This is a genomic window from Rhizobium sp. Rhizsp42, from assembly GCF_047304155.1.
Lineage (GTDB): Bacteria > Pseudomonadota > Alphaproteobacteria > Rhizobiales > Rhizobiaceae > Rhizobium.
The window spans coordinates 1-26,115 of the sequence record NZ_JBGLYS010000055.1; the positions used below are offsets into that span (position 1 = coordinate 1).

Annotated in this window: 21 protein-coding genes; 10 read left to right on the forward strand and 11 right to left on the reverse strand. The window is 61.6% G+C overall.

Annotated features, from left to right (window positions below):
* The first annotated feature begins 80 nt into the window (after positions 1–80).
* Entirely contained in the window at positions 81–479 is a 399-nt protein-coding gene (locus ACCD05_RS29690; RefSeq protein ID WP_113235445.1) for a RidA family protein, read from the forward strand.
* A gap of 158 nt (positions 480–637) precedes the next feature.
* Positions 638–853: a hypothetical protein gene (locus tag ACCD05_RS29695; RefSeq protein ID WP_018902078.1), complete on the forward strand. Its 216-nt coding sequence runs from the start codon at positions 638–640 to the stop codon at positions 851–853.
* A gap of 80 nt (positions 854–933) precedes the next feature.
* Here ACCD05_RS29695 and ACCD05_RS29700 read toward each other — a convergent pair whose 3' ends face one another.
* The 4 genes from ACCD05_RS29700 to ACCD05_RS29715 form a co-directional block, all read right to left on the reverse strand.
* Positions 934–2,754, reverse strand: coding sequence for a methyl-accepting chemotaxis protein (locus ACCD05_RS29700; RefSeq protein WP_413397141.1), 1,821 nt, complete (start codon positions 2,752–2,754; stop codon positions 934–936).
* Positions 2,755–3,031: 277 nt separating this feature from the next.
* Positions 3,032–4,417, reverse strand: a complete 1,386-nt coding sequence (locus ACCD05_RS29705; protein WP_413397143.1) for a methyl-accepting chemotaxis protein — start codon at positions 4,415–4,417, stop codon at positions 3,032–3,034.
* A gap of 125 nt (positions 4,418–4,542) precedes the next feature.
* The gene (locus tag ACCD05_RS29710) at positions 4,543–5,295 is read right to left on the reverse strand and encodes a crotonase/enoyl-CoA hydratase family protein (protein ID WP_413397145.1); all 753 of its coding nucleotides are present in this window, start codon (positions 5,293–5,295) and stop codon (positions 4,543–4,545) included.
* 9 nt (positions 5,296–5,304) lie between these two features.
* Positions 5,305–7,095, reverse strand: coding sequence for an acyl-CoA dehydrogenase (locus ACCD05_RS29715; protein WP_413397147.1), 1,791 nt, complete (start codon positions 7,093–7,095; stop codon positions 5,305–5,307).
* A 287-nt stretch (positions 7,096–7,382) separates the two neighbouring features.
* Here ACCD05_RS29715 and ACCD05_RS29720 point away from each other — a divergent pair, with 287 nt between their 5' ends.
* Complete coding sequence (locus ACCD05_RS29720) at positions 7,383–8,378, forward strand: transporter (protein ID WP_112982231.1); 996 nt, start codon at positions 7,383–7,385, stop codon at positions 8,376–8,378.
* A gap of 69 nt (positions 8,379–8,447) precedes the next feature.
* Here the strand turns inward: ACCD05_RS29720 and ACCD05_RS29725 are convergent, their stop codons facing one another.
* Positions 8,448–8,960, reverse strand: a complete 513-nt coding sequence (locus ACCD05_RS29725; protein WP_112982232.1) for a BA14K family protein — start codon at positions 8,958–8,960, stop codon at positions 8,448–8,450.
* Between the two features lie 156 nt (positions 8,961–9,116).
* Here ACCD05_RS29725 and ACCD05_RS29730 point away from each other — a divergent pair, with 156 nt between their 5' ends.
* Positions 9,117–10,187, forward strand: coding sequence for a glycoside hydrolase family 25 protein (locus ACCD05_RS29730; RefSeq protein WP_413397149.1), 1,071 nt, complete (start codon positions 9,117–9,119; stop codon positions 10,185–10,187).
* Between the two features lie 66 nt (positions 10,188–10,253).
* Here the strand turns inward: ACCD05_RS29730 and ACCD05_RS29735 are convergent, their stop codons facing one another.
* Positions 10,254–11,498: an aromatic ring-hydroxylating oxygenase subunit alpha gene (locus ACCD05_RS29735; RefSeq protein ID WP_413397151.1), complete on the reverse strand. Its 1,245-nt coding sequence runs from the start codon at positions 11,496–11,498 to the stop codon at positions 10,254–10,256.
* A 417-nt stretch (positions 11,499–11,915) separates the two neighbouring features.
* Here ACCD05_RS29735 and ACCD05_RS29740 point away from each other — a divergent pair, with 417 nt between their 5' ends.
* The 3 genes from ACCD05_RS29740 (at position 11,916) to ACCD05_RS29750 (ending at position 15,040) form a co-directional block, all read left to right on the forward strand.
* Entirely contained in the window at positions 11,916–12,521 is a 606-nt protein-coding gene (locus ACCD05_RS29740; RefSeq protein ID WP_111561856.1) for a DUF6656 family protein, read from the forward strand.
* 100 nt (positions 12,522–12,621) lie between these two features.
* Positions 12,622–13,596: an L-threonylcarbamoyladenylate synthase gene (locus tag ACCD05_RS29745; RefSeq protein ID WP_413397153.1), complete on the forward strand. Its 975-nt coding sequence runs from the start codon at positions 12,622–12,624 to the stop codon at positions 13,594–13,596.
* Positions 13,597–13,612: 16 nt separating this feature from the next.
* Positions 13,613–15,040 (forward strand): FAD-binding oxidoreductase, encoded by a 1,428-nt coding sequence (locus ACCD05_RS29750; RefSeq protein ID WP_413397155.1) that lies wholly within the window; start codon positions 13,613–13,615, stop codon positions 15,038–15,040.
* A gap of 50 nt (positions 15,041–15,090) precedes the next feature.
* On the opposite strand, the gene ACCD05_RS29755 is transcribed toward ACCD05_RS29750, so the two are convergent.
* Complete coding sequence (locus tag ACCD05_RS29755) at positions 15,091–17,838, reverse strand: DUF1217 domain-containing protein (protein WP_413397157.1); 2,748 nt, start codon at positions 17,836–17,838, stop codon at positions 15,091–15,093.
* Between the two features lie 299 nt (positions 17,839–18,137).
* On the opposite strand from ACCD05_RS29755, the gene ACCD05_RS29760 reads away from it, so the two are divergent.
* Both ACCD05_RS29760 and ACCD05_RS29765 read left to right on the forward strand, forming a co-directional pair.
* Positions 18,138–18,704 (forward strand): DUF6101 family protein, encoded by a 567-nt coding sequence (locus ACCD05_RS29760; protein ID WP_112982267.1) that lies wholly within the window; start codon positions 18,138–18,140, stop codon positions 18,702–18,704.
* A 163-nt stretch (positions 18,705–18,867) separates the two neighbouring features.
* A complete protein-coding gene (locus tag ACCD05_RS29765; RefSeq protein ID WP_413397158.1) occupies positions 18,868–19,737 on the forward strand; it encodes an amino acid ABC transporter substrate-binding protein in 870 nt (289 codons plus the stop codon).
* A 12-nt stretch (positions 19,738–19,749) separates the two neighbouring features.
* Here the strand turns inward: ACCD05_RS29765 and ubiA are convergent, their stop codons facing one another.
* The 4 genes from ubiA to ACCD05_RS29785 all read right to left on the reverse strand — a co-directional run bounded on the left by ubiA (position 19,750) and on the right by ACCD05_RS29785 (position 25,122).
* A complete protein-coding gene (gene ubiA, locus ACCD05_RS29770) occupies positions 19,750–20,709 on the reverse strand; it encodes a 4-hydroxybenzoate octaprenyltransferase (protein WP_413397160.1) in 960 nt (319 codons plus the stop codon).
* Positions 20,710–20,771: 62 nt separating this feature from the next.
* Complete coding sequence (locus ACCD05_RS29775; protein WP_413397161.1) at positions 20,772–21,350, reverse strand: histidine phosphatase family protein; 579 nt, start codon at positions 21,348–21,350, stop codon at positions 20,772–20,774.
* Between the two features lie 69 nt (positions 21,351–21,419).
* Positions 21,420–22,679, reverse strand: a complete 1,260-nt coding sequence (locus ACCD05_RS29780; protein ID WP_413397163.1) for a class I SAM-dependent methyltransferase — start codon at positions 22,677–22,679, stop codon at positions 21,420–21,422.
* A gap of 133 nt (positions 22,680–22,812) precedes the next feature.
* Positions 22,813–25,122, reverse strand: a complete 2,310-nt coding sequence (locus ACCD05_RS29785; protein ID WP_413397165.1) for a Tex family protein — start codon at positions 25,120–25,122, stop codon at positions 22,813–22,815.
* 228 nt (positions 25,123–25,350) lie between these two features.
* Between ACCD05_RS29785 and ACCD05_RS29790 the strand changes: the two genes are divergently transcribed.
* Positions 25,351–26,037 carry a hypothetical protein gene (locus ACCD05_RS29790; RefSeq protein ID WP_413397167.1) on the forward strand — a complete coding sequence of 229 codons (687 nt, stop codon included), beginning with the start codon at positions 25,351–25,353 and terminating at the stop codon, positions 26,035–26,037.
* The last annotated feature ends 78 nt before the right edge of the window (positions 26,038–26,115 follow it).

Below are 26,115 nucleotides of genomic sequence, written 5' to 3' on the forward strand. Positions count from 1 at the left end.
GGTCAAAACACAACCAGAACCCAAGGAAACGCCGCCAACGCTGGTGTTTTATCCCTTGTGTTCTTTCATTGGAGCATGACATGACCAAACGCGACGCAATCTTCCCCGCCGGCCGGCAGGCGCTTTATGAGATCAACAGCTATTCGGCGGCGATCCGCTCCGGCGACCTTCTCTTCGTCTCCGGCCAGGTGGGCAGCCGCGAGGATGGATCGCCGGAGCCCGATTTTCCGAAGCAGGTGCAGCTCGCCTTCGACAATCTCGCCGCCGTGCTGAAGGCTGCCGGCGCCGGCTTCGACGATATCATCGACGTCACCAGCTTTCATACCGATCCCGAAAACCAGTTCGCGACGGTCAACGACGTTCGGCTGAAGGTGTTCAGCGATAAGCCCTATCCGAACTGGACGGCTGTCGGCGTCAACTGGCTGGCGGGCTTCGATTTCGAGATCAAGGTGATCGCCCGCATCCCGCAGGCGAGCTGATCCTCTTGGCTTCCGCTGCACCTGCGAGTAGCGTGGGTGCAGCGGGAATTCAACAGAATTTCCTAATGATCATCCAGCTCGGCAGAATATAATTCATCTATAAATTCATCTATGATAAATAATCTGCGTGTATCAATGGATAATACACGGAGGATAATATGTTTGTTATTTCCATTGATGATCATGGCGACGAACGAAATTTCCTGGCGACATCCTTCAATATTGACAGGGGCGTCGTGATTGCCACGATATGCGGCATGAAGCGCAAATTCGATGCTGCCGATGTCATCGATATTCTACCGGTGGAGCCGCTTTCGGCCCGCAACAACCGTTTCATCGCGGAGCAGCCCGAGCGTCAGCGGATGCACGGATAACGGGTTTTCCCGATCTTTCCAAGTCCATAAAAAACGCCCGCGACATGCGCGGGCGTTTTGCCGTTTATGATACCGAGATATCAGGCGGCGGCGTAGCGGCGCGCCATTGAATGATTGCCCGGCTGCAGGTTGAACTGGCCGAGCAGGTGCATCAGCTTGGCCGCTTCCTGCGCCAGGCCGTGGCTTGCGGCCGTCTGCTCCTCGACCATGGCGGCGTTCTGCTGGGTGCCCTGGTCCATGGTGTTGACGGCGGTATTGATCTCGGCAAGACCGGTCGACTGCTCGCGGGTGGCGGTGACGATCGCGTCGACATGGCGGCTGATGTCCTGCACCTGGCCGACGATCGTTTCCAGCGACTTGCCGGTTTCGCCGACGAGGCTGACGCCGGAGCGAACCTGGGCGTTGGAGGCCGAGATCAGCGTCTCGATCTCCTTGGCGGCTGTGGCCGAGCGCTGTGCGAGCTCGCGCACTTCCTGGGCGACGACCGCGAAGCCCTTGCCGGCTTCGCCAGCGCGCGCGGCCTCGACGCCTGCGTTGAGCGCCAGGAGATTGGTCTGGAAGGCGATGTCGTCGATGACGCTGATGATGTTGGCGATCTTCTGTGAGGATTGCTCGATCTCGGTCATGGCCGAGACGGCCTTGCGGACGATGTTGCCGGATTCCTCGGCGCCGCCGCGGGTGCGCGACACGAGGCTGCCGGCCTCTTCCGCGCGGCGGGCGGTATCCTTGACCGTGGTGGTGATCTCTTCGAGTGCTGCGGCCGTTTCCTCGATCGAGGCGGCCTGCTGCTCGGTGCGCCGCGCAAGGCCATCGGCGGCGTTGCGGATCTCGCCGGCGCCGGCGTCGATCGCATGCGCGTTGTGGCCGACTTCCTCCAGCGCTTCGCTGAGCTTGGCGACCGAGGCGTTGAAATCGCTGCGCAGGCGATCGAGGTGATCGGCGAAAGGCTGCTCGATGCGGTGGGCGAGATCACCTTCCGACAGCGCGCCCAGAGCACCCGCCAGCGCCTCGACGGCGTGATTGATCTCGGCTGCCTCGCGTGCCTTGACGGCTTCGTTGCGGGCGCGCTCGTCGCGGGCATGGGCGCGGTTGTCCTCGGCGCTGCGTTCGAGATCGAGGCGGGCAAAGGCGTTGTCGCGGAAGACGGAGACGGCGGCGGCCATGTCGCCGATCTCGTCATGGCGGTTGGTATAGGGGACGGCGGCTTCGAGATCGCCATCGGCAAGGCCGGCCATGCGCGAGGCGATCGTCGTGATCGGCCGCGAGATGCGCTTCCAGGCGAGATAGGCGGCGGCGATAGCGGCAACGAGCGCGACAGCAAGACCGGCAACGATCGAGACCGTGCCGGCGTAATAGTTGCCGGCGGCCGAAACGAGGCCGGCATCGGTCGACTGGCGATCTCTCGCGATCATGCCGTCGACCAGCGTCTGGATGTTGTTGGCCGACATCGACAGCTCGCCGCGATAGAGCGAATTGGCCTGGCTGCGCTTGTTGTCAAGCGCAAGCGCGATGATCTTGTCGGCGACGGCCGTGTCGTTAGCGAGCGCCTTCTGCAGCCGCGCGAAGTTCTGGGTCATGTAATCGCTCTTCGGCTGCTTTTCGAAGGCATCGATGGCGGTCGCAAGCCGCTGGCGGCGGGTCTTCAGCGTGGTCTCGGCATTGCGGAAATCGGTCTTGCCGGAGGCCAGCAGATAATCGGCATAGCTGCGGCGCACGTCGTTCAGCGTCGTGACGATGGCGTGCAGGCGCTCGGTGTTCGGGATGTTTTGGGCGCCGATCTCACGCGTATTGGCTTCGAGACTGGTGAGCGCGACAGCGGCGATGGCGCCCTGCACGAGGGAAATGGCGACGAGGGACAGAAAGAGCACCGGTAGCAGCGTCTTGATCTTCATTTTGAACATAGCATTGTCTCGAATGCGGCCGACCGACATGCCTCAGCGATCGGGGGGTCGATCCGCTGGCGTCTGCGCCTTTGATTGTGCCGGAAAAGGGGCCGGGCGCTCATGCCCGTGCTGCATCATGCATTGCCGATCACTAAACAAGGCAATTGGTAAAATTTGATTAAAAGTAATACTTTTTGAACATTCCGGCCACAACACCACGATAAAAGAGCCGCTCACGCGGGGCGTGGCGGCTCTCGTTTTGCTCGAATCTGATGTTGGCCGGCGGCCGGAGATATCAGGCGGCGGCGCGCATTTTCGTCGGCGCATCCCGGCGCTGGCGGAAGGTCGAAGCCAGGCCGTTCAGGGCAGCGGCCTGCTCCGACAGACCGTACACGGCAGCGGCCGTCTCCTCGACGATGGCGGCATTCTGCTGCGTGGCGCCGTCCATCTGGTTGATCGCCGCATTGATCTCCGTAAGTCCCGAGGATTGCTCCCGGGCGGAATCGGCGATCGTCGTTGCCAGCTGAGAGATATGCGAGAGGTGGCCGATGATATCGCCCAGCGCCTTGCCGGAATCGCTGACCAAGGCCACGCCGCGCTCGACCTGCGTGCCCGAATTGACGATCAGCGTCTTGATCTCCTTCGCCGCCTTCGCGGAACGCTGGGCGAGTTCGCGCACTTCCTGGGCAACGACTGCAAAGCCGCGACCGGCCTCGCCCGCGCGCGCCGCCTCGACGCCGGCGTTCAAGGCAAGAAGATTGGTCTGGAAGGCGATCTCGTCGATCACGCCGATGATCTGGTTGATCGCCTTCGAGGACTGGGCGATCTCATCGATCGCCGCGACCGTCTGGTTGGAGATCTTCTCCGATTCCTCGGCGTCGCGCTTGGCCTTGGCCGAGAAGCTGGCGGCCGTGGCGGCGCTCTCGGCGGTGCTCTTGACGGCTGCTGTCATCTGGTTGAGGGCAGCCGCGGTCTCCTCGACACTGGCGGCCTGCTTTTCGGTGCGGCGCGCCGTATCGTCGGTGGCGCGGCTGAGTTCGGCGGTGGTGGCGCGGATCGCTTCGGCGTTCACGGCGAGCTTGCCGAGAACGCCGGCCAGCTGATCGACCGTGCCGTTGAAGTCCTGGCGCAGGCCTTCATATTCATCCGGGAAGCGCTTTTCGAGAAGACAGTCGAGATCGCCCGCGGCAAGCTTTCTGAGAGACGATGCAAGGGTACGCACGACATCCGCCTGCTCGGCGGCCTTGGCTTCGTCGCGCTTGCGGGCTTCGGCTTCCTGGCGGCGCATCTTCACGACATCGCGAATGTCCTGCCAGAAGACGACCTGCGCGTTGCGGCCGGCGATATTGGCCTGGAGGATCGTCGCCAGAACCGGCAGCGGCGTGCCATCAAGGCGCTGATGATCCCATTCAAAACGCGCCATGCCGTTTTTCTTGATCTCGGCGAAAATGGCGACGGCGGCTTCGCTGGTCGGGCGGCCATCCGATTGCACTGACGGTGAAAGCTTGGCCGGGTGGATGCCGATGATCTTGTCCCGCGGCAAGTCGAGCATCACCTCCATCGCGTGGTTGCAATCGACGATGTGCTCATCCTCCAGTACGTAATACGCATCCGGCGAGCGCATGAAGATGAAATCGGAGATTTCCTGCCTGAACGACAATGCACTTTTAAATAGTTTCACAGCATAACCCTCGTTTTGGCGCGAGAATTGATGCGGTACGTTAAATTGTAGTAAATTTTTACTTTCGCAAATTCACCCGCCAAAAAGCATAAATTCATACTATTGGAGACGGCGTTCCCGCAGCCTCAACGGCGCATGAAAGCTTCAAATGCGGCGCGGGCTTCAGCACTTTGCAGGCGGGCGGCGAAGTGGCGGGCTTCCTCGTCGATGCGGGCGATGATCTCTTCGCGGCCGCCGCGGATGAGATCGCGCGAGAGGCGTAGCGCCTCGGGCGGCTTGGCGGCGAGCTTTGCGGCGAGGCTGAGCGTTGCCGCCTCGACCTGATGCGGCTCCACGACTTTGAAGACCAGGCCGGCATCTTTCGCCTCTTCGCCGGAGAAGGGTTCGCCGGCGGCGAGCATGGCGAAAGCGCGCTGGGCGCCCATGATGCGCGGGGCAAGCAGGCTGGAGGCGGCTTCTGGCACAAGGGCCAGATCGACGAAGGGGGTGCGGAACTGGCTGCGGGCGGAAGCGACCGTCAGGTCGCAATGGAGATGCATCGTGGTGCCGATGCCGATCGCCAGGCCATCGACGCCCGAGACGATGGGCTTTGCCGAGCGCACCAGCGCGTAGAGGAAATCGACGACCTCACGCGGCATGCCGCCGCCCATCGCCACAGCCAGGAAGTCGCCGAGATCGTTGCCAGCGGAAAAGCAGCCCTCGGTGCCGAGAAAGGCGGTGGCGCGGATGTCGGGGTTGCCATCAGCCGCGGTCAGCGCCTCGGTCATCGCCTGATACATGGCGCGGGTGATGGCGTTCTTCTTGTCCGGGCGGTTGAAGCGGATGATCTGGACGCCGGGATGAGCCTCGGGGCGCTCGACGAGAATGTGGTCGGTCATATCGGTTCCTCAGGCGAGAATGGATTTGGCAGCGGCAAGGCTGGCGGCGCCGTTGACGACAGTATCCTTAAGCGACGTGGTTTCGGCCAGCAGGTTTTCGGCGGCGAAGCGGCAGAGCGCGATGCGATCGGCGGCCTTGCCATCATCCGCATCCGCGAGCGCGCCCTTGGCGAGATAGCAGCCGGTCAGCGTCAGGCCGAAGAGGCGCTGATAGGGCGTGGCGCCGGAAAGCGCGTCGGCCAGGTTGCCGGCCGACAGTTGCGCCAGGAGCCAGTCGGTCGCTTCCTGGAGATCGGTGATTGCGGCGTTCAGGCGGTTTGCGGTGGCGCCGAAGTTTTCGGCGTTGGATGCACCGACGCGGTCGGCGATCGCCTGTAGCTCGGCGATCAGGCTTTTCACCTCGCCGCCATCGGATAGCGGCAGCTTGCGGGTGACGAGATCGATCGCCTGGATGCCGTTGGTGCCTTCGTAGATCGGGGCAATGCGGGCGTCCCTGAGATAACGCGCGGCGCCGGTTTCCTCGATGAAGCCCATGCCGCCATGCACCTGGATGCCGAGCGAGGCGACATCGACGCCGATATCGGTGGCGAAGGATTTGGCAACAGGGGTCAGCAGGGCGGCACGCTCCTGCCAGTGTTTTTTGTCATCGCCGGCACGGTGCGCCATATCGGTGGCGTGGGCGCAGCTATAGGCGATGGCGCGCGCGCCCTGGGTCAGCGCCTTCATCGTCAGCAGCATTCTGATGACGTCGGGATGCTCGATGATCGGGCTCATGCCTCCCGTTTGGCCAGATCCCGTCCAGCCGGGCGCCTTGCCCTGCGTGCGCTCGCGGGCATAGGCGATGGCCTTCTGCGTCGCTGCCTCGGCAATCGCGACGCCCTGCATGCCGACGGCAAGGCGGGCGTTGTTCATCATCGTGAACATGCAGGCGAGACCCTTGTTTTCCTCGCCGACCAGCCAGCCGATAGCGCCCTTTTCTTCCCCGAAACGGCCGTCGCCATAGATCATCGTGCAGGTGGGCGAGCCGTGGATGCCGAGCTTGTGCTCCAGCGCGTGGCAGAAGAGATCGTTGCGAGCGCCGAGCGAACCATCGTCGTTGACGAGGAATTTCGGCACGAGAAACAGCGAGATGCCGCGCGTACCATCAGGCGCATCCGGCAGGCGGGCGAGCACAAGGTGGATGACGTTGTCGGCGGCGTCGTGTTCGCCCCAGGTGATGAAGATCTTCTGGCCAAAGATACGGTAGCTGCCATCGTCGCGGCGCTCGGCGCGGGCCTTGAGCACGCCGAGATCGGAACCGGCATGCGGTTCCGTCAGGTTCATCGTGCCGGTCCATTCGCCGGAGACGAGTTTCGGAAGATAGGTCTGTTTCAGCGCGTCGCTGCCGTGGGCAGTGATGGCTTCGACGGCGCCCATGGTGAGCGTCGGGCAGAGCGCGAAGGCCATGGAGCCGGAGTTCCACATTTCGAGTGCCGCGACATTCAGCATGTGCGGCAGCGCCTGGCCGCCGAAGTCTTCCGATGCCGTTAGGCCGTTCCACCCGCCTGATATCCAGTTGCGGTAGAGATCGCGCCAGCCATCCGGCGTCGTCACCTTCCCATCCGATATGCGCGCGCCCTGACGATCACCGATCTCGGCCAACGGCGCGATCTCGTCGGATGCGAAGCGGCCGGCTTCATGAAGGATCGCATCGACCAGATCCTCGCCGAGATCGCCAAGCAGGCCGTCGTCGATCGCATGCGCGAGACCGGCCACGTGCTTCAGGGTGAATGCGATCTCCTCGACGGGCGCCTTGTACATGCTGTTCTCCTCGTAAGCCTGATGGCGCGGGGTAGCTCTCCCCTACCCGCTGCCTCCGACGGCAGAGCTAATTGATTTTTACGTAAACGTCAATTTCAAACTTCCGACTGTCATTGTCATGAAACTGTGGCGTCGCCGTCATAGGGAGGCATCGCTTGAAAGGGTCTTGCCATCGGGTGCGGCGCCATGCTCATGCTCTCCTATGAGCTGCCGATCCGGTGCTGCTGGTCACAGAGACCCAGATGCCAGCGTGGAGCGCACCGCCAATGCAAGAGGACCGGCAAAGAATGGATACACTGCCTGTGAGCATGCCGGGTTTCGTCTGGGGTTATCGTTTCCCTGAAGGCGGCGGCAAGCCGACGCGGCTCTCCAACAACGCGCTGCCGGCGGACCTCACCGCCGATGGCGGCTTCTACTGGCTGCACCTCAACCTCGCCGACGCCCGCGTGCCTGCGCTTATCGATGCGCTGTCCGGGCTGACCGACGATGCCAAGGCGGCGCTCACCACCCATGACACGCATTCGGCCATCACCGTCGACGAGCAGATGCTCTACGGCACGCTGGTCGATTGCCAGCGCGAATTCGACCACGAGACCGCCGATCTCGGCTGGCTGCACTTTGCGATCTCCGACCGCTTCATCATTACCACCCGGCTGCAGCCGTTGCGCAGCGTCGAACGGGCGCGGCTATTGATGGAGAAGAACCCGGCGAAATTCACCCGGCCGGTCGATCTGTTCGAGCTGCTGGTCACCGAATTCCAGCGCACGCTGATCTCGATCGTGATGGACCTGACCGAAGAGCTTAATATCATCGAGGACTTCGTCTACGACACCGCGCCGCGCGACGAGCGGCGGCGGCTGGCGCCGGTCCGGCGCACGGTCGTGCGCATCCACCGGCACCTGAGGACCGTCCTCGGCCTGATGCGCCGGGCGGCGGCTTCCGATGACGACGAGATGCCCTTCGGCTTCGAGGATGTGGCCGGGCGGCTGACGGCGCGGCTGGAGACGGTCGACCACGACATCTACGCGCTGCAGGACCGGGCGCGGCTGCTGCACGAAGAAATCGATTCCAAGCTCTCGTCGGAGACCAACCGGCACCTCTACATCCTGTCGATCATGACCGCCTTCCTGCTGCCGCCGACGCTGGTCACCGGCTTCTTCGGCATGAACACGGCCAACCTGCCGTTCACGCAGGGGTCGACGGGGACGGAGTACGCGATCGGGATGATCATCGCGTCGATCGCGCTCGCGTGGTGGCTGTTGAAGCGGGTGAATATTCTTTGACGGATAAAAACAAAAATCCCCTTCGGCAGCGAACCGAAGGGGATTTTTCACGTCAACTAGGCCGACAGATCAATAAGGCGAAACGCACTGCTGGCGCGGGCCGTTATACGGCTGGAAGGTGTTGTCGTAGGCACGATACGAGCGGTAGCGCTGCTGGCACCAAGCGACATGGCTCGATCCGGCCGGGGCGACGTAGCGCGGTGCCGGTGCATAGCGCGGCTGGCTGGCGATTGCGCCGCCGATGATGGCGCCGGCGCCGAAGGCGGCGAGCGGGTACCAGTAGCCGTTATAGTGACGATACCCGGGACGTGCATAGGTGTAGCCGCGATATCCGCCGTACCAGCCGGGACGATAGGCCGGGCGGTAGGGACGATAACCGGGATAGTAGCCACCCGGGCGGCCATAATAGCCCGGACGCGGTCCGCAGCGGCCGTAACGGCAATACTGCACGTTTTGAACATCAGCCGATTTTTCCACCTGCGGCGCGGCAGGCATCTGCACGGCCTGCGACGGCGCGACGCTTGTGACCAGCATCAATGAGGAAATGGCCGCGACGACGAGTTGCTTGAACGACCTGGGCATGAACACTCCAATCTCAGCGTAAATTAATCCGTGGTGTAACGCATTGATGGGGAAAATGTTCCTAAGCGCATCTTTTTTCGCGACCGGTCACGGTTTTTTGTTTATTCGTAAAATCTGATAAATAGTCCATTAACCAGTTTTCATCACTCTCGTTACATGAAGCAACGGCATGGAAGAGCCACTCTCCGTATTCTGCTTCTGGCGATCACGGCCGGACTGTCTCATTACGCCACGGCCGCCGACACACTCCCCTGGAAAAAGACGGATAACGCGCTCGTCGTCGATGGTTACGAGCTGAACACGATCGACTGGGAAGCGCTGACCTCCGATAAGCGGATCGCCGGCTTCATCTCCAAGGCGTCTGACGGGCTGCCCGAGAGCTTTTCGTGCGATGGCGACCATGCCGGGGACACGGTGGGCCATTGCAAGACGATGTGGCGCAAATACGCGGTCAGCCGCGAGCTGTTCCAGACAAGGCGGCTGGTGGCGCGCGCGGCGGGGCTTTTGTGGGGCGCCTATCACCTCGCCCGCCCGGGAAACCCGATCGACCAGGCCAACCACTTTCTCGACTATGCGGCACCCAAGCCGGACGAGATGATGATCCTCGATCTGGAGGGTATCGATCCCCAAAAGTTCATGTCGCTCGAGGATGCGCAGATCTTCGTAGGCCATATCAGGACGCGGACCGGGCGCTATCCGGTGCTCTACACCAACCACGATACCGCCCGCTACATCGCCGCCTATCGCAACGACTATCCGGTGCTGGCGCGGCTGCCGATCTGGTATGCGCGCTACAAGCCCGATGTCAAAGGCGTGTTCCCGATGGGCAATTGGGACAATTACCTGCTCTGGCAGTTCTCGGCCGGCGCCAATTGCAGCAAGAGGCGCTGCCCCTATCGGGTGCCCGGCACGCTGACCGATATCGACGTCAATGTCGCCGCCATGGACAAGGCCGACCTTGCGAAGATTTGGGCGCAGGGCAACCTTCTGCCGGCGCGCGAGCCGGATCCGCCGCTGATCCTCGCCAAGATCGAGATGGAACCGCGCCAACCGCTGCCGCCACCGGTCGTGGCCGCAACGCCGGGTCTGCCACCGATCGCGCAATTGCCCGCCGCCACACAGCTGCCGACAGCGGCGGCGGGGGTGACGGTGGCCGCGCGGGATGGGCTCGTGACCTCATCGGTGCCGCCGCGCGAAATCAACGCGCTGAATTATCAGGATTTCTGAACGCCCAAACGAAAACGGCCCCGGCTTCGGTGAAGCGCGGGGCCGTATTCTCTTGCGAGGCTAGCGTCAGGCGACGACAGAGAGCTTGGCCTGATCGCCCTGCAGGCGGTTGGTCATGAACAGCGCGTACCATTCGAGGAACTGCATGACGCCGCCCTCGTGCAGCATCGAGTACGGGCCGGGCTCATAGGCCGGCGAGTGGATGCCGAAGGCGTTTTCCTCAACGATGCGGCGATCCTGGTCGTTGGTCTCGGTCCAGACGTGGGTCAGTTCCTCGAGATTGTAATCGACACCTTCGACGGCATCCTTGTGGACCAGCCACTTGGTGGTCACGGCCGTCTCGTTGGCGCTGAGCGGCAGGACGCGGAAGGAGATGGCGTGGTCGCCGAGGATGTGGTTCCAGGTCGTCGGGTAGTGGAAGAGCAGCATGGTGCCGATCCGGTCGATCGTCACGTCATCCGACAGCGGACGGGCGACGGCGCGCTTGCCGGACATGGTGTAGCTCTCGGCATCCTCGATCAGCGGCATGCGGGCGGCGCGGAACTGGCCATCGGGCGAGATCTGGAACTTGCTGGGCAGGCCTGCGGCCTCGCAGCGCGCCCAGTGGCCCGCGATCTCCGGATCATCGGCGCCGCCATCGGTGCCGGTGACGCTCGGGGCTTCCGGATAGGTGCGGCAGAGCTCGGGATGGTTGGCGGCGCAGTGATAGCACTCGCGGTTGTTTTCCCAGACGAGCTTCCAGTTGCCCTTTTCGATGATGGTGCTCTGGAAGGCGACCTTGGCGTCCTTCAGGTGATGCGGCATCATGTAGGGGGCGACCATGTCGCGGACCGGCTGGAAGTCCGGCGCCTTGTCGGCAAGGCAGATGAAGATATAGCCGCCGAAGCTTTCGCAATGAACCGGCTTCAGGCCGAAGCCCGACTTGTCGAAATCGTCGCCCATGTGGCGGGCGAAGGCGAGCTTGCCGTCGAGATCGTAAGCCCACTGGTGGTAGGGACAGACAAGACGGACCGACGAGCCATGATCCTTGGTGCAGACGCGCGAGCCGCGATGGCGACAGCTGTTGTGGAAGGCGCGGATGACATTGTCGCGACCGCGAACGATGACGACGGGATACTGGCCGATCTGCACCGTGAAATAGGCGCCAGCCTTCGGCAGCTCGCAATCATGGCCCATGAACAGCCAGTCGCGATAATAGATCATCTCCATATCGAGCTTGAAGTAATCCTCGTCGATATAGAAGGGTTGCTCGAGGCTGAAGCCCTCGCGGCGGTTCTTGAGCTGCCGTAAAACGTTGCTGCGAATATCCATCTCATATCCTCGTCTATTCGGGCTGCCACATATCGGATGGCGAAAGCCGCGGGAAGCGCTCGCCCCCTCTCCCGAAGGAGATATTGCCTATGTCATACATTTAACCACTGCCCACGCCGCCCGCGTGGCTGCAAAGCGACATCGGCTTCGAAAATGACGACAGTTGCATTCGGGCAGTAGCGGCACGACAGAAAACGGGCATTTCCGCGTCGCTTCAAACAAATAGGATTATTTGCGACTTTGTCGAAATTACCAGAGATCAAGGAAGGCGAGAGCAGCCTTGCCAGCGATATTCTGTTTGCGACAGAGCTTGTGGCAGTTTGTAGCAGCCGCGACCGCACCCGGCCCAATTTAACATCGCATTAAGCATGATTGCCTATCCTTCGGCCAAAGAGACAGGCAGCCGGATCCGAGACCATGGCGAAACTTCGTTACTTCGACGCCAGAGCAAGCGTCGACCAGCCCGCCGCGCCGGTCGCGCCGCATTCCGAATTCCTGCGCACGGGCAAGATCACCCGCCACCAGTCACATTGGCTGGCCGCCGAGCGGCGCTATCTCACCCACGACGAAGTTGCCGAGAAGACCGGCCGCAAGCTGCAGACCGCCGGCGAGAAGACGCACCAGCATATCAACGGCTTTCACCGCTCCATCCAGTTTCCGAAGATGGTGTTTCACCGCACGCTGGAAGACAGCCCGCATCTCGGCTACTGCCATGTGACCGCGGCGCGCACCAAGTTCGCGCAATATGACGCGGTCAGCTGGGCCTTCTACATCGCCAATTTCTATGCCGATATCGGCGACAACGACAATGTCTTCGAGAAGATCGACGTGCGTTACTCGCGCATGTACTTCGCCGTCGCCATCCGGCCCGGCGAGCATACGCCGGAGAAGATGACGATCGACCGCAATATCCGCGGCAACGGGCTTTTGTTTCGCACAGACGATCCGCAGGTCGCGATCAAGAACGTGCTGCTGCTCGGCGCGCGTAACGAACAGCTCCGCGAGATCATTCGTCAACTCTGATCGGGATCATTCGCCAGCTTTAAGGCCATTCGCCAGCTCTGATATTGATCGCGGGGCCGCAAGGGCATAAGGACTGCCGGACAGACTATCCGGGCGGCATATGGCAGAGATCATCGACATCACCGAGAACAGGCAGCAGGCGATCGACGCCGCTTGCAAGGTGCTGGGCGAAGGCTTGCCGATCGCCATTCCAACCGAGACGGTCTACGGCCTTGCCGCCGACGCCACCAATCCGGCCGCCATCGCCCGCATCTACGAGACCAAGGGCCGGCCGCAGTTCAATCCGCTGATCTGCCATATGGCGGATCTCGAAATGGCGGAGACCTATGCCGATTTCGATCCGCTGTCGCGGGCGCTGGCGGAAGCCTTCTGGCCCGGTCCACTGACGATCGTCGTGCCGCTGAAGGCTACGAGCGGCATTCATGCGCTGGCGACGGCCGGGCTCGACACCGTCGGTATCCGGGTGCCGAAGGGATTTGCCGGCGAACTCATCCGCGCCTTCGGCCATCCGCTGGCGGCGCCGAGCGCCAACACCTCGGGCAAGATCAGCGCCACCAGCGCCGACCATGTGCAGGCCGATCTCGGAAATAAGATCAAGCTGATCCTCGATGCGGGGGCGAGCGATGTCGGCGTGGAATCCACCATCGTCAAGGTGGAGGATGGGAAGCTGAGGCTGCTGCGGCCGGGCGGGCTGCCGGCCGAGGAGATAGAACGCGTCGCCGGCGTGAAGCTGGTGCGACCGAAAGTGGCGTCCGCCGCGATCGAGGCGCCGGGCATGATGGCCTCGCACTATGCGCCGGGTGCAGCCGTGCGGCTCGATGCCATTGATGTCAGGGATGGCGAGGCGTTCATCGCCTTCGGCCCCTCGCCTGTTGCAAATGCGGATAGAGCAAAGGTCGTGCTCAATCTCAGCGAGAGCGGCGATCTTGGCGAAGCGGCCACCAATCTTTTCGACTACATGAAGCGCGCCGATGCTAGCGGCGCTTCCACGATCGCATTCACCGCCATTCCCGACGAGGGTCTCGGCGAAGCCATCAACGACCGGCTGCGGCGTGCCGCGGCCCCACGGGAATAATAGAGGATAAAGCCCGATGAGCAGCGTTTCACCTGAGCTACTCGACCGTTTCGCAGCCATCGTCGGCGACAAGTACGCTCTGCGCGGCGAGGCCGATCTGGCGCCACACCTGATCGAGAACCGTGGCCTCTATCACGGCTCCTCGCCGATGCTTCTGAAGCCCGCCAACGTTGAGGAAGTTTCAGCGATCCTCAAGCTCGCCAGCGAGACCGGCACAGCAGTGGTGCCGCAGACGGGCAATACCGGACTTGTCGGCGGGCAGACGCCGCGCGAGGGCAAGTCAGACATCATCCTGTCGCTGGAGCGGATGAACAAGATCCGCGACGTCGATCCCGTCGCCAACGTTCTCGTGGCCGATGGCGGCGCGATCCTTGCCGACGTGCAGAAAGCGGCCGAGGCGCATGGGCGGCTGTTTCCGCTGTCGCTCGGCTCTGAAGGCTCCTGCCGCATCGGCGGCAATCTCTCGACGAATGCCGGGGGCACCGCCGTGCTTGCCTATGGCAACATGCGCCAGCTCTGCCTCGGGCTCGAAGTCGTACTTCCGACCGGCGAGATCTGGGACGGGCTGCGCCGCCTGAAGAAGGACAATACCGGCTACGACCTGCGCGATCTCTTCATCGGCGCCGAGGGAACGCTGGGTGTCATCACCGGGGCAGTGCTGAAGCTTTTCCCACAGCCGCTCGGCAAGCAGGTGGCCTTCGCCGGACTGAACTCGGTCGAGGACGCGCTATCGCTGTTCAACCTCGCTTCCAGCCTGTGCGGCACATCGCTGACCGGCTTCGAGCTGATGCCGCGCTTTGGCGTTGAGATCACCGCCCGCAATATCGAGGGCGTGCGTGATCCGCTGGAGAGCGAACATGCCTGGTATGTGCTGATCGACATCTCGACCTCGGATTCGGCCGAGACCGCCGAGCGGATGATGACGGCGCTGCTCGAGCAGGGTTTCGAGGCCGGTCTGGTGCAGGACGCGGCCATCGCCTCCTCCGTCGCGCAGCAGACGGCGCTCTGGCACATGCGCGAGAGCATGTCGGAAGCGCAGAAGCCTGAGGGCGGATCGATCAAGCATGACGTGTCGGTGCCGGTCTCGACCGTGCCTCAGTTCATGCACGAGGCCGAGCAGGCGGTGATGGCGGCCATGCCCGGCGCACGCATCTGCGCCTTCGGCCACATGGGCGACGGCAACATCCACTACAATATCTCGCAGCCCGTGGGCGCCGACAAGCAGGCGTTTCTCGAGCGCTGGCACGAGATGAACGTGATCGTGCATGGGCTGGTGCTTGCGCATGGCGGCTCGATTTCGGCGGAGCACGGCATCGGCCAGCTGAAGCGCGACGAGCTTGCCGCGATTCGTCCCGCGATCGAGATCGACCTGATGCGTCGCATCAAGAAGGCCTTCGATCCTGAAGGCATCATGAACCCCGGCAAGGTCGTGAACATCGACTGACGAGAAAAGCGGCCGGATGGCCGCTTCTCACCTCACCGTAACGACAGTGCTTAACGCCTGCTGTTGCTGTTGATGCTCGCCGCGTTCGAGGCGTAGGAACTCATGATTGTCAGCGCCGGCGATGTCTGCGTGTTGTTCTTCAGATCGTACATGGCGGTGAACCGGCGCATCAGCTTGTCGACCTTTTCCGGGTCCTGGAAATCGCTGACGTCGATGAACTTCTTCAAGAGCGTGGCCTGCTTGTCGACATCCATGTTCGACATGCTCGTCGGCAGGCTGTAAGCGGTGGTGATGACCTGGAACAGCGCCTGATCGCCGATCAGCGAGTAGATGGACGTTATGCTCGGCGCCTTGCGGGCGAAGTAAAGCGCGAGGCGCACGCCGTCATTGCTCTCGCCCTGTTGGGTTTCGAGCGTCATCTGCAGGTAGCCCTGCTGGGTCCGCTCCTCGGCGCCGACGTTCTGGATGGCACCGATCTTCGAACGGGTCAGGTTGCCTGATGTGTCGAAATTGAAGTCCGCGACGATTTCCTTGAACTTCGTCGGCGCCGTCTTGTTCAGATAGCTGTTGGCGTCCGTCGTATCCGAGGTGAATATCTTCTTCAGGGTCGCCTTGTCGTAGTCCTTCGGCTCCAGGCCATTTGCCTTCAGAACGAAATCGGTCAGCGTGCTGTCATCGAGGAAATCGTCAAGCGACTTCACGGTGACGATCTTCTTGGCGAAATCATCGACCTCGGTGGTAGCGTCCTTGGATGCCTTGTCTCTCAAGGGACCCGATGCCATGCCGAGCGTGGCAAGCGACTTGTAGGTCGTGCCATATTTCGCAAGCACGGCCGTCGATACAGCCTGCACTTCCGAGGTGGCCTTGCCGTCCGTGTCGAAATTGAACGCGCGCACCATGTTGGTTATGCGTTCATCCTTCAGCGAGGCGACGTAGCCCTTGGGGTCGTAGGGATCGCTCTGCAGCAGCGTGCGCATCATGCTGCGCGGCACGTCCTGCTCCGTCAGCCCGTAGGAGCGAAGCGCCATCTGGTAGAGATCGGGAAGACTATCATTGCTGCGGTCGGTATCGGCCGTGAGGTTTGTCCTCAGGAAATCGGTGACATTGGTGACCTTGTCATCGGCCATCCGTGCCTTGTAGTTGGCAACGGAGCTGTCGATCTCGGCCTGCTGTTCATCGGCGTAATGCGCCGAATAGAGCGTATCGACGCTCGTCGTCTGCTGGGTGCTCTGCGGACCCGACATTGCGGCGGCGGAGCCGTCGGCGGCGAAATTGAAGGCCTCTTTGACGTTGCTGAAACCGCTTGAGGCGGCGAAGCTCGGGTCGGTCAGGATACTCTTCAGATCGGCATCGCTGATCGTCGATGGCAGCGAATAGGTGCTCTTGATGAAGCTTGTGAGCTTCGTGTCCGCAATCAGGTCGTCGACATTGGAAAGCGTGCTGATCTTGCTGCGGTAATAGTTGAGATTGTCGTTCGCGCTATAGCCCGCAAGGCGCGTCTGGCTGATGGTCTGCGCGCCGTCAGACGTCACGCTGCCGTCGGCCTGGAAGTTGAAGGCGTCATGTACGTCCTGAAGGCCGAGCAGGCCGGCGTAGCTGGAATCGGTCAGAACGCTTCTCAAATCCGCGTCGCTCAGGCTCTGCGAAATGCCATAGGCATCCTTGATGTAGGATGTCATCTTGGTATCGGCGATCAATTCATCGACCGTCGTGATGTCGGCGATCTTGGTTGCGTAAGCGCTCGAAATGTTGTTGGCAGCCGTTGCCGTCGCGCCGATCTGGGCCGATGTCTGCGCGGCGTATCCCGCCTTCGTCGTGTCGACGGTGCCATCGCTGTTGAAATTGAAGGCGGCGGTGATCGCGTCAAATCCCAGCATGCTGGCATAGCTGGAATCGGTCAGCACCCGCTTCAGGCCGGCATCGCTGAAATCGGCGCCGGTGCCATAGGCGGCCTTGATGTAGGAGGTCAGGCGCTTGTCGGATATCAGCTGATCGACACTTGTGATCGAGCCGATATTGGCGTCGTAATAGGCCTTGTTGTACTCCGCCGCCTTGGTCGTGACGATCGAGGGGACGGTGAGATTGTACTGCTCGATGACCGCGTTCTTCTGATCGGCGGTCTGCGCCGTGCCGTTGACCGTACCATCGGCGTTGAAGCTGAACTGGGCGGCAAGCGCCTTGTACTTGGCGTTGCCGGTGGCGTTGACGAAGCTATCTGGATCGTTGACGTCGCTGGTCAGCACCTTACTGAGATAGTCATTGGAGACGTAGGTCGGATCGATGCCGAAAGCGCTGAGCACATAGGTGCGAAGGCGAGCATTCGACGTTAAGCCGGTGACGCTCTGTACCCTGTCGATCGCTGTGCTGTAATAGTTCGATTCCGTGGCAGCGTTGGCGCCTTCATCCGCATAGGACTGGGTGTAGAGCCCCAGCATGTCGGTTTCTTGGGCATCGCTTTGCGGGTCCGTCGCCGTCGTGCCGAAATTGAAGGCGGAGGCAAACTCCTTGTAGCGGCTGTCCGACAGCTTGTTGGCGAAGCTGTTGGCGTCCGTCAGGTCGCTCTCCAGAACCTTCTTCATAAAGGCCTTGGCGTAGGTCATATCCTCAAGGCCATAGGCCTTCATCGCATAGCTGTAGAGCTTATAATTGCCGAGGAAATCATCTACATCTTTGACTTTGTTGATGTTTTCTTCGTAATACTGGGCTTCGCGCTTCACCGTCGTCTGCGAAGCGACGCGGTCAAGGCTCTTCTGCATGTCGCCCGACAATATCGTATAGGCCATCGAAGCGGAGATCATGAGCGTTCTATTCCGGCAAAGTCTTGAATGAATGACAGACGGTTTCCGCTCCATTTTGCTATGAAAAGCTTACCCGAGACTTACCCGCGGGATGTCGCGACCTGGCACAGCCGGTCGTTCACCTCTCGGAAACCCTGCCACGTTTGGTTTTGATAACCATCCAGGGAGGCAAGGTCTTCTTAACCGCGATTTTTAAGCTGTCTCGAACAGCCGGCGCCTATTGTCAGCCACAGAGGACGAAAAGTCCCGAGGAGAAGACCGGAAACCGGCTCTCAGGTAAGACAAGGGTGAGAATGAACATGAACAATACGGTTATGAAGCCCGCATGGGCCGGAGCGACACTTCGTCTTGATCCGTCGCGCTTTCCGCAGCAGGTGAGCTACGCCATCCACGACTCCACAACCGACGTCAGCATAACGATCGACGAACGCGGCGCCATCCTGCGCAAGATCCTGCCTTCCAGCGGCCTGCCGCTCTCCATCGCGCTGCCGAAGCGCGCCTTCAAGGGCGTCGCCGCCCGCGCCATCGACCATGGCAATGGCGAAGTGACCGTCACGCTCGAACTGCATCACGAAGATCCCGATCTCTGCGTGCCGCTTCTGGTCGCGCATGATCTCGCCGACATCGCCGCCGACTGGCGCGGCTGGTCGGAAACCTTCCGTATTCCCATGCTGATGGTCGAGGCCGACGGCATCGCCCGTCCGCTGGAAGAACATCTCGGCGAACTGCGCACCAGCCACCTGAAGCCGCGCCGCCGCCACTCCTACTTCGCCAACCGCCGCCCACGCTTCCTCGTGCGCCGCTCGACCGGCACGCTCGGCGTCGCCATGAAGATCGAAGGCAAGGAAATCATCGCCCGCAGCTGAGGGCTGATGCAAAAGATCAAACGGAAAGACCCGGCCGGCGTGCCGGGTTTTTCGTTTTTGAGCCTCGGTTGACAAATGGCCGGCTGGCCATAAGCTGCGTGCATAGCTTTGAGATCGCAACCGTCTTTCGGAGATGAGCGTCATGCCGGTGGCAACAAAGTGCATGAGACGGCTCCCGCTGGCGATTATCGCCCTTTCACTTTCAGCCCTGACGGCAAGTGCCGCCACTCTCGACGGCATCATCGAGCGCGGGACCGTGCGTATCGGCTATATCGATGACGAAGCTCCCTTCTCCGCGGCCAAGGCCGGGGCAGAGCCGACAGGTTATGCGATCGACCTCTGCAACAAGATCGCCGACGACATCGAGCATCAGGTGCCGGAGCTGAAACGCGAATACGTCCAGAAGACGCTCGCCAATGGCTTCGATGCGGTGAAGGATGGTGAGGTCGATCTGCTGTGCGGCGCGATCACCGTCAATCTCGAGCGACGGGAGATCGTCGACTTCTCGCAGCCGATCTTCCTGACAGGGGCAAGCGCGTTGCTTCGCAAGGATTCGCCCGACTACCTGCAATCGTTCTTTTTCGACAAACCGGCCGTAAGCGCCGTCAGCCAGCGGGCCGCGTCGGCAAGCGTTATCGGCGCGCGGGCGAACTCGACGACGGGGGCGGCGCTGCACGAGGCCATGAAGGGACAGGCATCGACGACGACGATTGCCGATTTCAAAACACATGAAGAGGGGCTAAAGGCGCTGGAGGATCGCAAGATCGACGCCTATATCGGCGATCAGGTGCTGCTGACCAGCCTTGCCACCCGGGCCCGCGATCCATCCTTACTCGAAGTCGGCAATCGGCTGTTCACGCATGAGCCCTACGCGATCGCCCTGCCCCGAAACGATGCCGATTTTAGGCTGCTCGCCGATCGCGCCCTGACGGATTTCTATCTGTCGGACGATTTCCTCACGGTGCTCGACACCTATTTCGGGGCCGATGCGCCAATGCTGCACACGCAGATCATCATGCAGCACGTTCCGTAGAGACTGTCCGCCCTATGGCAGCACGAACAGCAGCGACAGGAACAGACCGGCGAAGATGATCATGCCGACACGGTTGTTCGATTTGAACAGCGCCAGGCACTGGTCGGCATCGTTGATATCGAGCGTGACGATCTGCCAGGCGAACATGCCGGCTGCGACCAACAAGCCGAGATAGGCGATGATGCCTACGCCCGCGAGCAGGAAGGCTGCGAAGGTGAGGATCAGCATCAGGCCATAGAGACCGACCAGCCATTGCTTGGTGTTGTCGCCGAACAGACGCGCGGTCGAGCGGACGCCGATCAGTTCGTCGTCTTCCTTGTCCTGGTGGGCGTAGATGGTGTCGTAACCGATCGTCCAGACGACAGCGCCGATATAGAGCAGCACCGGCGCCAGCGACAGACTACCAAAGATCGCGGCCCAGCCCATCAGCGCGCCCCAGGAGAAGGCAAGCCCGAGGAAGAACTGCGGCCAGTCGGTGAAGCGCTTGGCGAAGGGATAGAGCGCGACGATGCCAAGCGACGCGACGCCGAGGATGACGGAGAACCAGTTGAGCTGCAGAACGACGACCAGGCCGACCAGCGCCTGTAGCAGGATGAAGATCTTCGCCTGCGTGCGGGTGACGCGGCCAGACGGCAGCGGGCGCGAGCGGGTGCGCGCGACTTCCATGTCGATCTTGTGATCGACGAGATCGTTATAGGTGCAGCCGGCGCCGCGCATGGCGACGGAGCCGATGAAATAGAGCAGCAGATGCCAGATCAGCTGACCGCCGGAAAAGAGGCCGACATGGACAGCCGCATTGGCCGCCATCGCCGCCGACCAGAAGCACGGCCACAACAAAAGCTGCCAGCCGATCGGCCGATCCCAGCGCGCCAGCTGCGCATAGGGCCAGAGCCATGGCGGCAGCACCCGGTAAACCCAGTTGTTGGACGGCGCATCCGCAACGCGCCCGTTGATTCCGTCGATCTGTTGCATGCGGTCATCTAGCGACGTGGGGGATGTGGGGTCAAGCGGGATGGTGGGGCTTACGCCGCACCCTACCCATTCCATCGCCGGATCACCGGCTCGCCGAGATCATGCTCATACCCGAGCACGCTGACGCTTGTCGTATCCAGCACGAAATGCGCTCCGCCTTCCGGCGGCAATCCCACCCAGCGAGCCGCCAGCACCCGCAGGAAGTGGGAGCTTGAGAAGATCAGGATAGGGGCGTTGACCGCGCGGATCGCGGCGATGATGCGGTCGGCGCGGGTGCCGACGTCAGTGGCGGTCTCGCCATCGGGGCAGCCGTCTCGGAAGAGTTGCCAGCCGGGGCGTTGAGCCAGGATTTCCTTGGTCTTGACGCCCTCGTAGGCGCCGTAGTCCCATTCGGCGAGGTCGTCCTTGACGACCATCCGCTCGCCGAAGCCGGCAAGGCGGCAGGTGTTGCGGGCGCGCTCAGACGGGCTCGACCAGACTTCGGCGACGGTCAAGCCTTCAAGGCGCGGGCCGAGGCGGCCGGCGGCGGCTTCGCCGTTTTCGGTCAGTGGGATATCGCTGCGGCCGGTGTGGCGGCCGGACAGGCTCCATTCGGTTTCGCCGTGGCGCACCAGCGTGATTTCGGGATAGGCACTGCTCATCTCGCAACCCTTTCAAAATGAAACAGTCGGAATAAAAAAGGCGCGGGTCTCACCGCGCCTTTTCGTCAGTCATAGAATGACCTTTTCGAGCGGCGGACGCGTTGCCTCGAATTCCTTCAGCTTCGCCTCGTTCGCGGCGATATAGTCGCGATTATCCGGGGTGGAATACTGGTTCTTGGAAATCTGGATCTGCATGATGAAGAGCTCGTCCCAGCGGAAGCCCATTTCGGAGCCGGCCAGATAGAACTCCCACATGCGGAAGAAGCGTTCGTCATAGAGCGCCACGGCCTCTGCCTTGCGCGCGACGAAACGCTCGCGCCAATGGCGCAGCGTATAGGCATAGTGCAGCGGCAGAACCTCGACGTCGCGGACCAGAAGGTTCGCCTTTTCAATCGCCGGCAGCGTTTCGCCGATCGAGGGGATATAGCCCTGCGGGAAGATATACTTCTCGATGAAGGCATTGGTGCCGAAGCTCGGCTTCGGACGGGCGATCGAATGCAGTACCATGACGCCGTCGTCTGCCAGCAGCTCGTGCACCTTGCGGAAGAAGTTGCCGAAATTGCCGATGCCGACATGCTCGAACATGCCGACGGAGACGATGCGGTCGAACTTCTGACCCTTCATCGTGCGGTAATCCTGCAGCTCGAAGCGCAGCCGGTCGGCGAGACCGCGCTTTTGCGCCCGCTCGCGCGAGATCTTCAGCTGCTCCTCGCTGAGCGTGATGCCTGTGAGATCGAGCCCCGGGGTCGATTCCGTCAGGTACATGCCCATGCCGCCCCAGCCGGAGCCGATTTCCAGCGCGCGCTGGTTGGGCTGAAGCAGGAGCTTGGCGGCGATGTGGCGCTTCTTGGCGACCTGCGCCTCCTCCAGGCTGATGCCCGGCGGATTATAATAGGCACAGGAATATTGCCAGTCCTCATCGAGAAAGAGCTCGAACAGCTTTTCCGACAGATCGTAGTGATGGGCAACGTTGCGCTTGTTGTGATTGACGGGCAGACGGCTCTTCAGCTGCTGCAGGGCGATGCGGCCGATCAGGAGGGCCGCCATCGGGATATCGAAGATTTCGTTGGTGGTGTTCTGTTTCACCAGGGCCAGGAAATCGTAGATGTTGCCTTGTTCCAGAATGAACCGGCCATCCATGTACATTTCGCCGAGCTTGAGGGTGGGGTCTCGGCGGATCAGTCGCTCCGCCTCCTCGTCGGCAACGCGGGCGGCAACGAGATCTCCGGTGCCGTCCCCGATGGTGTGTGTCTCGCCATTGGCGAGTGTGAGCTTAAGGTTACCCTTGCGGATGATTTTTTGGACAATCGATAAGAAAGCCGACGCCATAAGTAAGGCCTCGCAATGTGACAGGAATCCAGTCAACTTAGGCCGTCTTGTCTGCCTTACAAGCGCCGTATTTGGCACTTCGGCAACAAGGCTGCCGAAGTGTGACATTTCTGCAATGCTTATCCGTAAACCCTTATTTTCGCTTCATGGCCTCGGCAAGTGCTGCGCCGAATGCCCCCTGGCTCTCCTGCTTGGGGCTCGACGAACGCCGCTCGTTTCCGCCGCGAGGCGCTGGATTTGAACGGGTTTCGCCGCGTGGCGCAGGCGCGCCCGCGCCGTCATCCTTGCGCATGGAAAGCGCGATGCGCTTGCGTTTTGCATCCACCTCGACGACGCGAACCTTGACCACATCGCCGGCTTTCACAACTTCGTGAGGATCTTTGACGAAGCGGTCGGCGAGCTGCGAAACATGTACCAGACCATCCTGGTGGACGCCGATATCAACGAAGGCGCCGAAGGCGGCGACGTTGGTTACCGTTCCCTCAAGCGTCATGCCCGGCTTCAGGTCGGAGATCTCGTTGATCCCTTCCGCGAAGGTCGCGGTCTTGAAGCTCGGGCGCGGGTCGCGGCCGGGCTTTTCCAGCTCGGACAGGATGTCCTTGACCGTCGGAAGGCCGAACTTGTCGTCGATGAACTGGCGCGGATCGACCGATTTCAGCACCGCGCTGTCACCCATCAGCGTGCGCAGGTCGCGGCCGCAGGCGGCAACGATCTTCTTGGCGACGCCATAGGCTTCCGGGTGGACCGAGGAGGCATCGAGCGGCTCCTTGCCGTCGCGGATGCGCAGGAACCCGGCGCACTGCTCGAAGGTGCGCTGGCCGAGGCGTGCGACCTTGAGCAAATCACGGCGGGTCTCGAAGCGTCCGGTCTCGTCGCGATGCCTGACGATGGCTTCGGCGATCGAGGTTCCAAGGCCGGAGACACGGGCGAGCAGCGGCACAGAGGCCATGTTGAGATCGACGCCGACGGCATTCACCGCGTCTTCGACCACGGCATCGAGCGAGCGCGACAGCTTCTGCTGGTCGACATCGTGCTGATACTGGCCGACGCCGATCGACTTCGGTTCAATCTTCACAAGCTCTGCCAGCGGGTCCTGCAGGCGGCGCGCGATGGAGACGGCGCCGCGCAGCGACACGTCGAGATTAGGGAATTCGGCGGCGGCGGTGGCCGATGCCGAATAGACGGAGGCGCCGGCTTCCGAGACGATGACCTTGGTGGGCTTCGTGCCCGGCAGATCGGCCAGCATGTCGGCCACCAGCTTCTCGGTTTCGCGGCTGCCGGTGCCGTTGCCGATCGAGATCAGCTCGACATTGTGCTTGCGGATCAGCGAGGCGAGCTCGATCTGCGCGCCGCGCACGTCGTTGCGGGGCTGGAAGGGATAGACCGTCGATGTCGCGACCACCTTGCCGGTGGCATCGGTGACGGCAACCTTGACGCCGGTACGGATACCCGGATCAAGCCCCATGGTCGGGCGCGAACCGGCGGGGGCCGCAAGCAGCAGGTCCTTGAGATTGCGGGCAAAGACGTGGATCGCCTCTTCCTCGGCGCGCTCGCGCAGCTCGCGCATCAGGTCGAGCGAGAGCGACATGGAAAGCTTCACGCGCCATGTCCAGCTGGCGACCTCCATCAGCCAGCGATCGCCTGGGCGGCTGTTGCCGATCTCGTAGGCGGCAGCGATCATGCGCTCGACTGGCTTGTTCGGCGAGGCTGTCTCGGCGTCGGCCTCGATCGTCAGCGTCAGCACTTCCTCGTTCCAGCCGCGCAGCATGGCGAGCGCACGGTGACCGGGGGCCGTTGCCCAGCGTTCGGAGTGGTCGAAATAATCAGAGAACTTCTCGCCCGTCGCCTGCTTGCCATCGACCACCTTGGCCTTCAACAGGGCGGCACCGCGCATATGGGCGCGCAGCTTGCCGAGCAGGTCGGCGTTTTCAGCGATGCCTTCGGCGACGATATCGCGCGCGCCTTCCAGCGCCGTCTTCACGTCGGGGACGTCTGATGTGATGTAGGCTTCCGCCAGCGTTGCCGGCTCCTTGGCGCGGTCGGCGAGGATTGCTTCGGCGAGCGGACCGAGGCCGCGTTCGCGGGCGATCTCGGCGCGGGTGCGGCGCTTCGGCTTGTAGGGCAGATAGAGATCTTCGAGCTCGGCCTTGGTGGCCGCGCTCTTGAGCTTTGCCATCAGCTCGTCGCTCATCTTGCCCTGGCCCGAGATCGATTCCACGATCGTATCGCGGCGGGCTTCGAGCTCGCGCAGATAGACGAGGCGTTCGGAGAGATCGCGCAGCTGCGTATCATCCAGCCCGCCGGTCACTTCCTTGCGGTATCGCGCGATGAACGGCACGGTCGCGCCCTCATCCAACAACTCGATCGCGGCCTTGGCCTGCTCGGGCCGGGCATTGATCTCGGAGGCGATGACTGCGGAGAGCATGCGGATATCAGCGGCCATGATGGTTCCTGCGTTTCAATTGAGGTGGCGGACCATAGCGGCGAAAAGCGGCAAGGCAAGGATGGAGATGGGTTTCCACAGCGGAAGTCGACTTCAGAGCGCCCAGCCCGGAGAAGCTAACCTCGTGAGTCATTATCTCACTGCCTATCCTTCTTCTGAAGCAGTGGAGGTAAGCTATCTCCGTATTTCTCTTTCTGATAGCAACGGTGTGCGCCTTGGGGGAAAATAGTGGACGTCAAATTTTTCTCGAACTTACGTACAAATTTCATCCGGATGTACTATCGCGAGGGCCGCAAAGCCTTCGATGCAATCAAGACTGCAATAGACAATGAAGAGCCCCCGTATGACGAGCCACCCAACGGATTCGACATTGAAAGCGGTGAGCCAGCCTATTTGACAGAATGGCTTGAGGCCGAGATGGCGCTCAACGTTCTCGGCTACTCTTGCCTTTCGATGCTCTCCAATTCGCTCAAGATTGTTTTCTTAAATCTGGAGCGCGAGTTCGGCTTTCGCCCCAGCGATAGAGCTAGAAAGTCGCTTTTCAAACATGGTTTCGTCGAGGGATATAAAAGGGTTTTATCAGAAGTCCTAGACACAGACTGGAGCGACTGCCCTGCAGATCTCGGGATAATTGAACAGATTGTCCTAGCTCGGAACATCACTCAGCACATGGATGACCATTCAGGTTTCGATGCCTATTATGATGAGAAAGCGATCAGAAAGCATCCGCGCCTCTTTTTCGTAAGTGGTGACAAGGCCGAAATCGACCTTGAGGACGCCGCATCTTGGTTTGGGCAGAGAGTTGAAGTTACCGAGGCCGATCTTTTTCAAGCAATCGAAGAGGTCGAGAAGCTTGTCGATTACATACTAAGCCTCGAAGACAAGGCTCATGAGTGGCGGAGGCGGCAAGTCTGACTAAACCTCTGCACTAGCATCCCGCGCATAGACTCCCGGCACCTCAAACGCGAGATGACACGCTAGTCCCTCAAAATC

Coding starts and splice junctions, on each gene's coding strand:
- ACCD05_RS29775 (WP_413397161.1), bottom strand. CDS start 21,350: ATGAGCAGTGCCTATCCCGAAATCACGCTGGTGCGCCACGGCGAAACC.
- ACCD05_RS29720 (WP_112982231.1), top strand. CDS start 7,383: ATGGATACACTGCCTGTGAGCATGCCGGGTTTCGTCTGGGGTTATCGT.
- ubiA (WP_413397160.1), bottom strand. CDS start 20,709: ATGCAACAGATCGACGGAATCAACGGGCGCGTTGCGGATGCGCCGTCC.
- ACCD05_RS29740 (WP_111561856.1), top strand. CDS start 11,916: ATGGCGAAACTTCGTTACTTCGACGCCAGAGCAAGCGTCGACCAGCCC.
- ACCD05_RS29750 (WP_413397155.1), top strand. CDS start 13,613: ATGAGCAGCGTTTCACCTGAGCTACTCGACCGTTTCGCAGCCATCGTC.
- ACCD05_RS29725 (WP_112982232.1), bottom strand. CDS start 8,960: ATGCCCAGGTCGTTCAAGCAACTCGTCGTCGCGGCCATTTCCTCATTG.
- ACCD05_RS29715 (WP_413397147.1), bottom strand. CDS start 7,095: ATGTACAAGGCGCCCGTCGAGGAGATCGCATTCACCCTGAAGCACGTG.
- ACCD05_RS29710 (WP_413397145.1), bottom strand. CDS start 5,295: ATGACCGACCACATTCTCGTCGAGCGCCCCGAGGCTCATCCCGGCGTC.
- ACCD05_RS29700 (WP_413397141.1), bottom strand. CDS start 2,754: ATGTTCAAAATGAAGATCAAGACGCTGCTACCGGTGCTCTTTCTGTCC.
- ACCD05_RS29735 (WP_413397151.1), bottom strand. CDS start 11,498: ATGGATATTCGCAGCAACGTTTTACGGCAGCTCAAGAACCGCCGCGAG.
- ACCD05_RS29690 (WP_113235445.1), top strand. CDS start 81: ATGACCAAACGCGACGCAATCTTCCCCGCCGGCCGGCAGGCGCTTTAT.
- ACCD05_RS29760 (WP_112982267.1), top strand. CDS start 18,138: ATGAACAATACGGTTATGAAGCCCGCATGGGCCGGAGCGACACTTCGT.
- ACCD05_RS29785 (WP_413397165.1), bottom strand. CDS start 25,122: ATGGCCGCTGATATCCGCATGCTCTCCGCAGTCATCGCCTCCGAGATC.
- ACCD05_RS29730 (WP_413397149.1), top strand. CDS start 9,117: ATGAAGCAACGGCATGGAAGAGCCACTCTCCGTATTCTGCTTCTGGCG.
- ACCD05_RS29745 (WP_413397153.1), top strand. CDS start 12,622: ATGGCAGAGATCATCGACATCACCGAGAACAGGCAGCAGGCGATCGAC.
- ACCD05_RS29755 (WP_413397157.1), bottom strand. CDS start 17,838: ATGATCTCCGCTTCGATGGCCTATACGATATTGTCGGGCGACATGCAG.
- ACCD05_RS29765 (WP_413397158.1), top strand. CDS start 18,868: ATGAGACGGCTCCCGCTGGCGATTATCGCCCTTTCACTTTCAGCCCTG.
- ACCD05_RS29695 (WP_018902078.1), top strand. CDS start 638: ATGTTTGTTATTTCCATTGATGATCATGGCGACGAACGAAATTTCCTG.
- ACCD05_RS29780 (WP_413397163.1), bottom strand. CDS start 22,679: ATGGCGTCGGCTTTCTTATCGATTGTCCAAAAAATCATCCGCAAGGGT.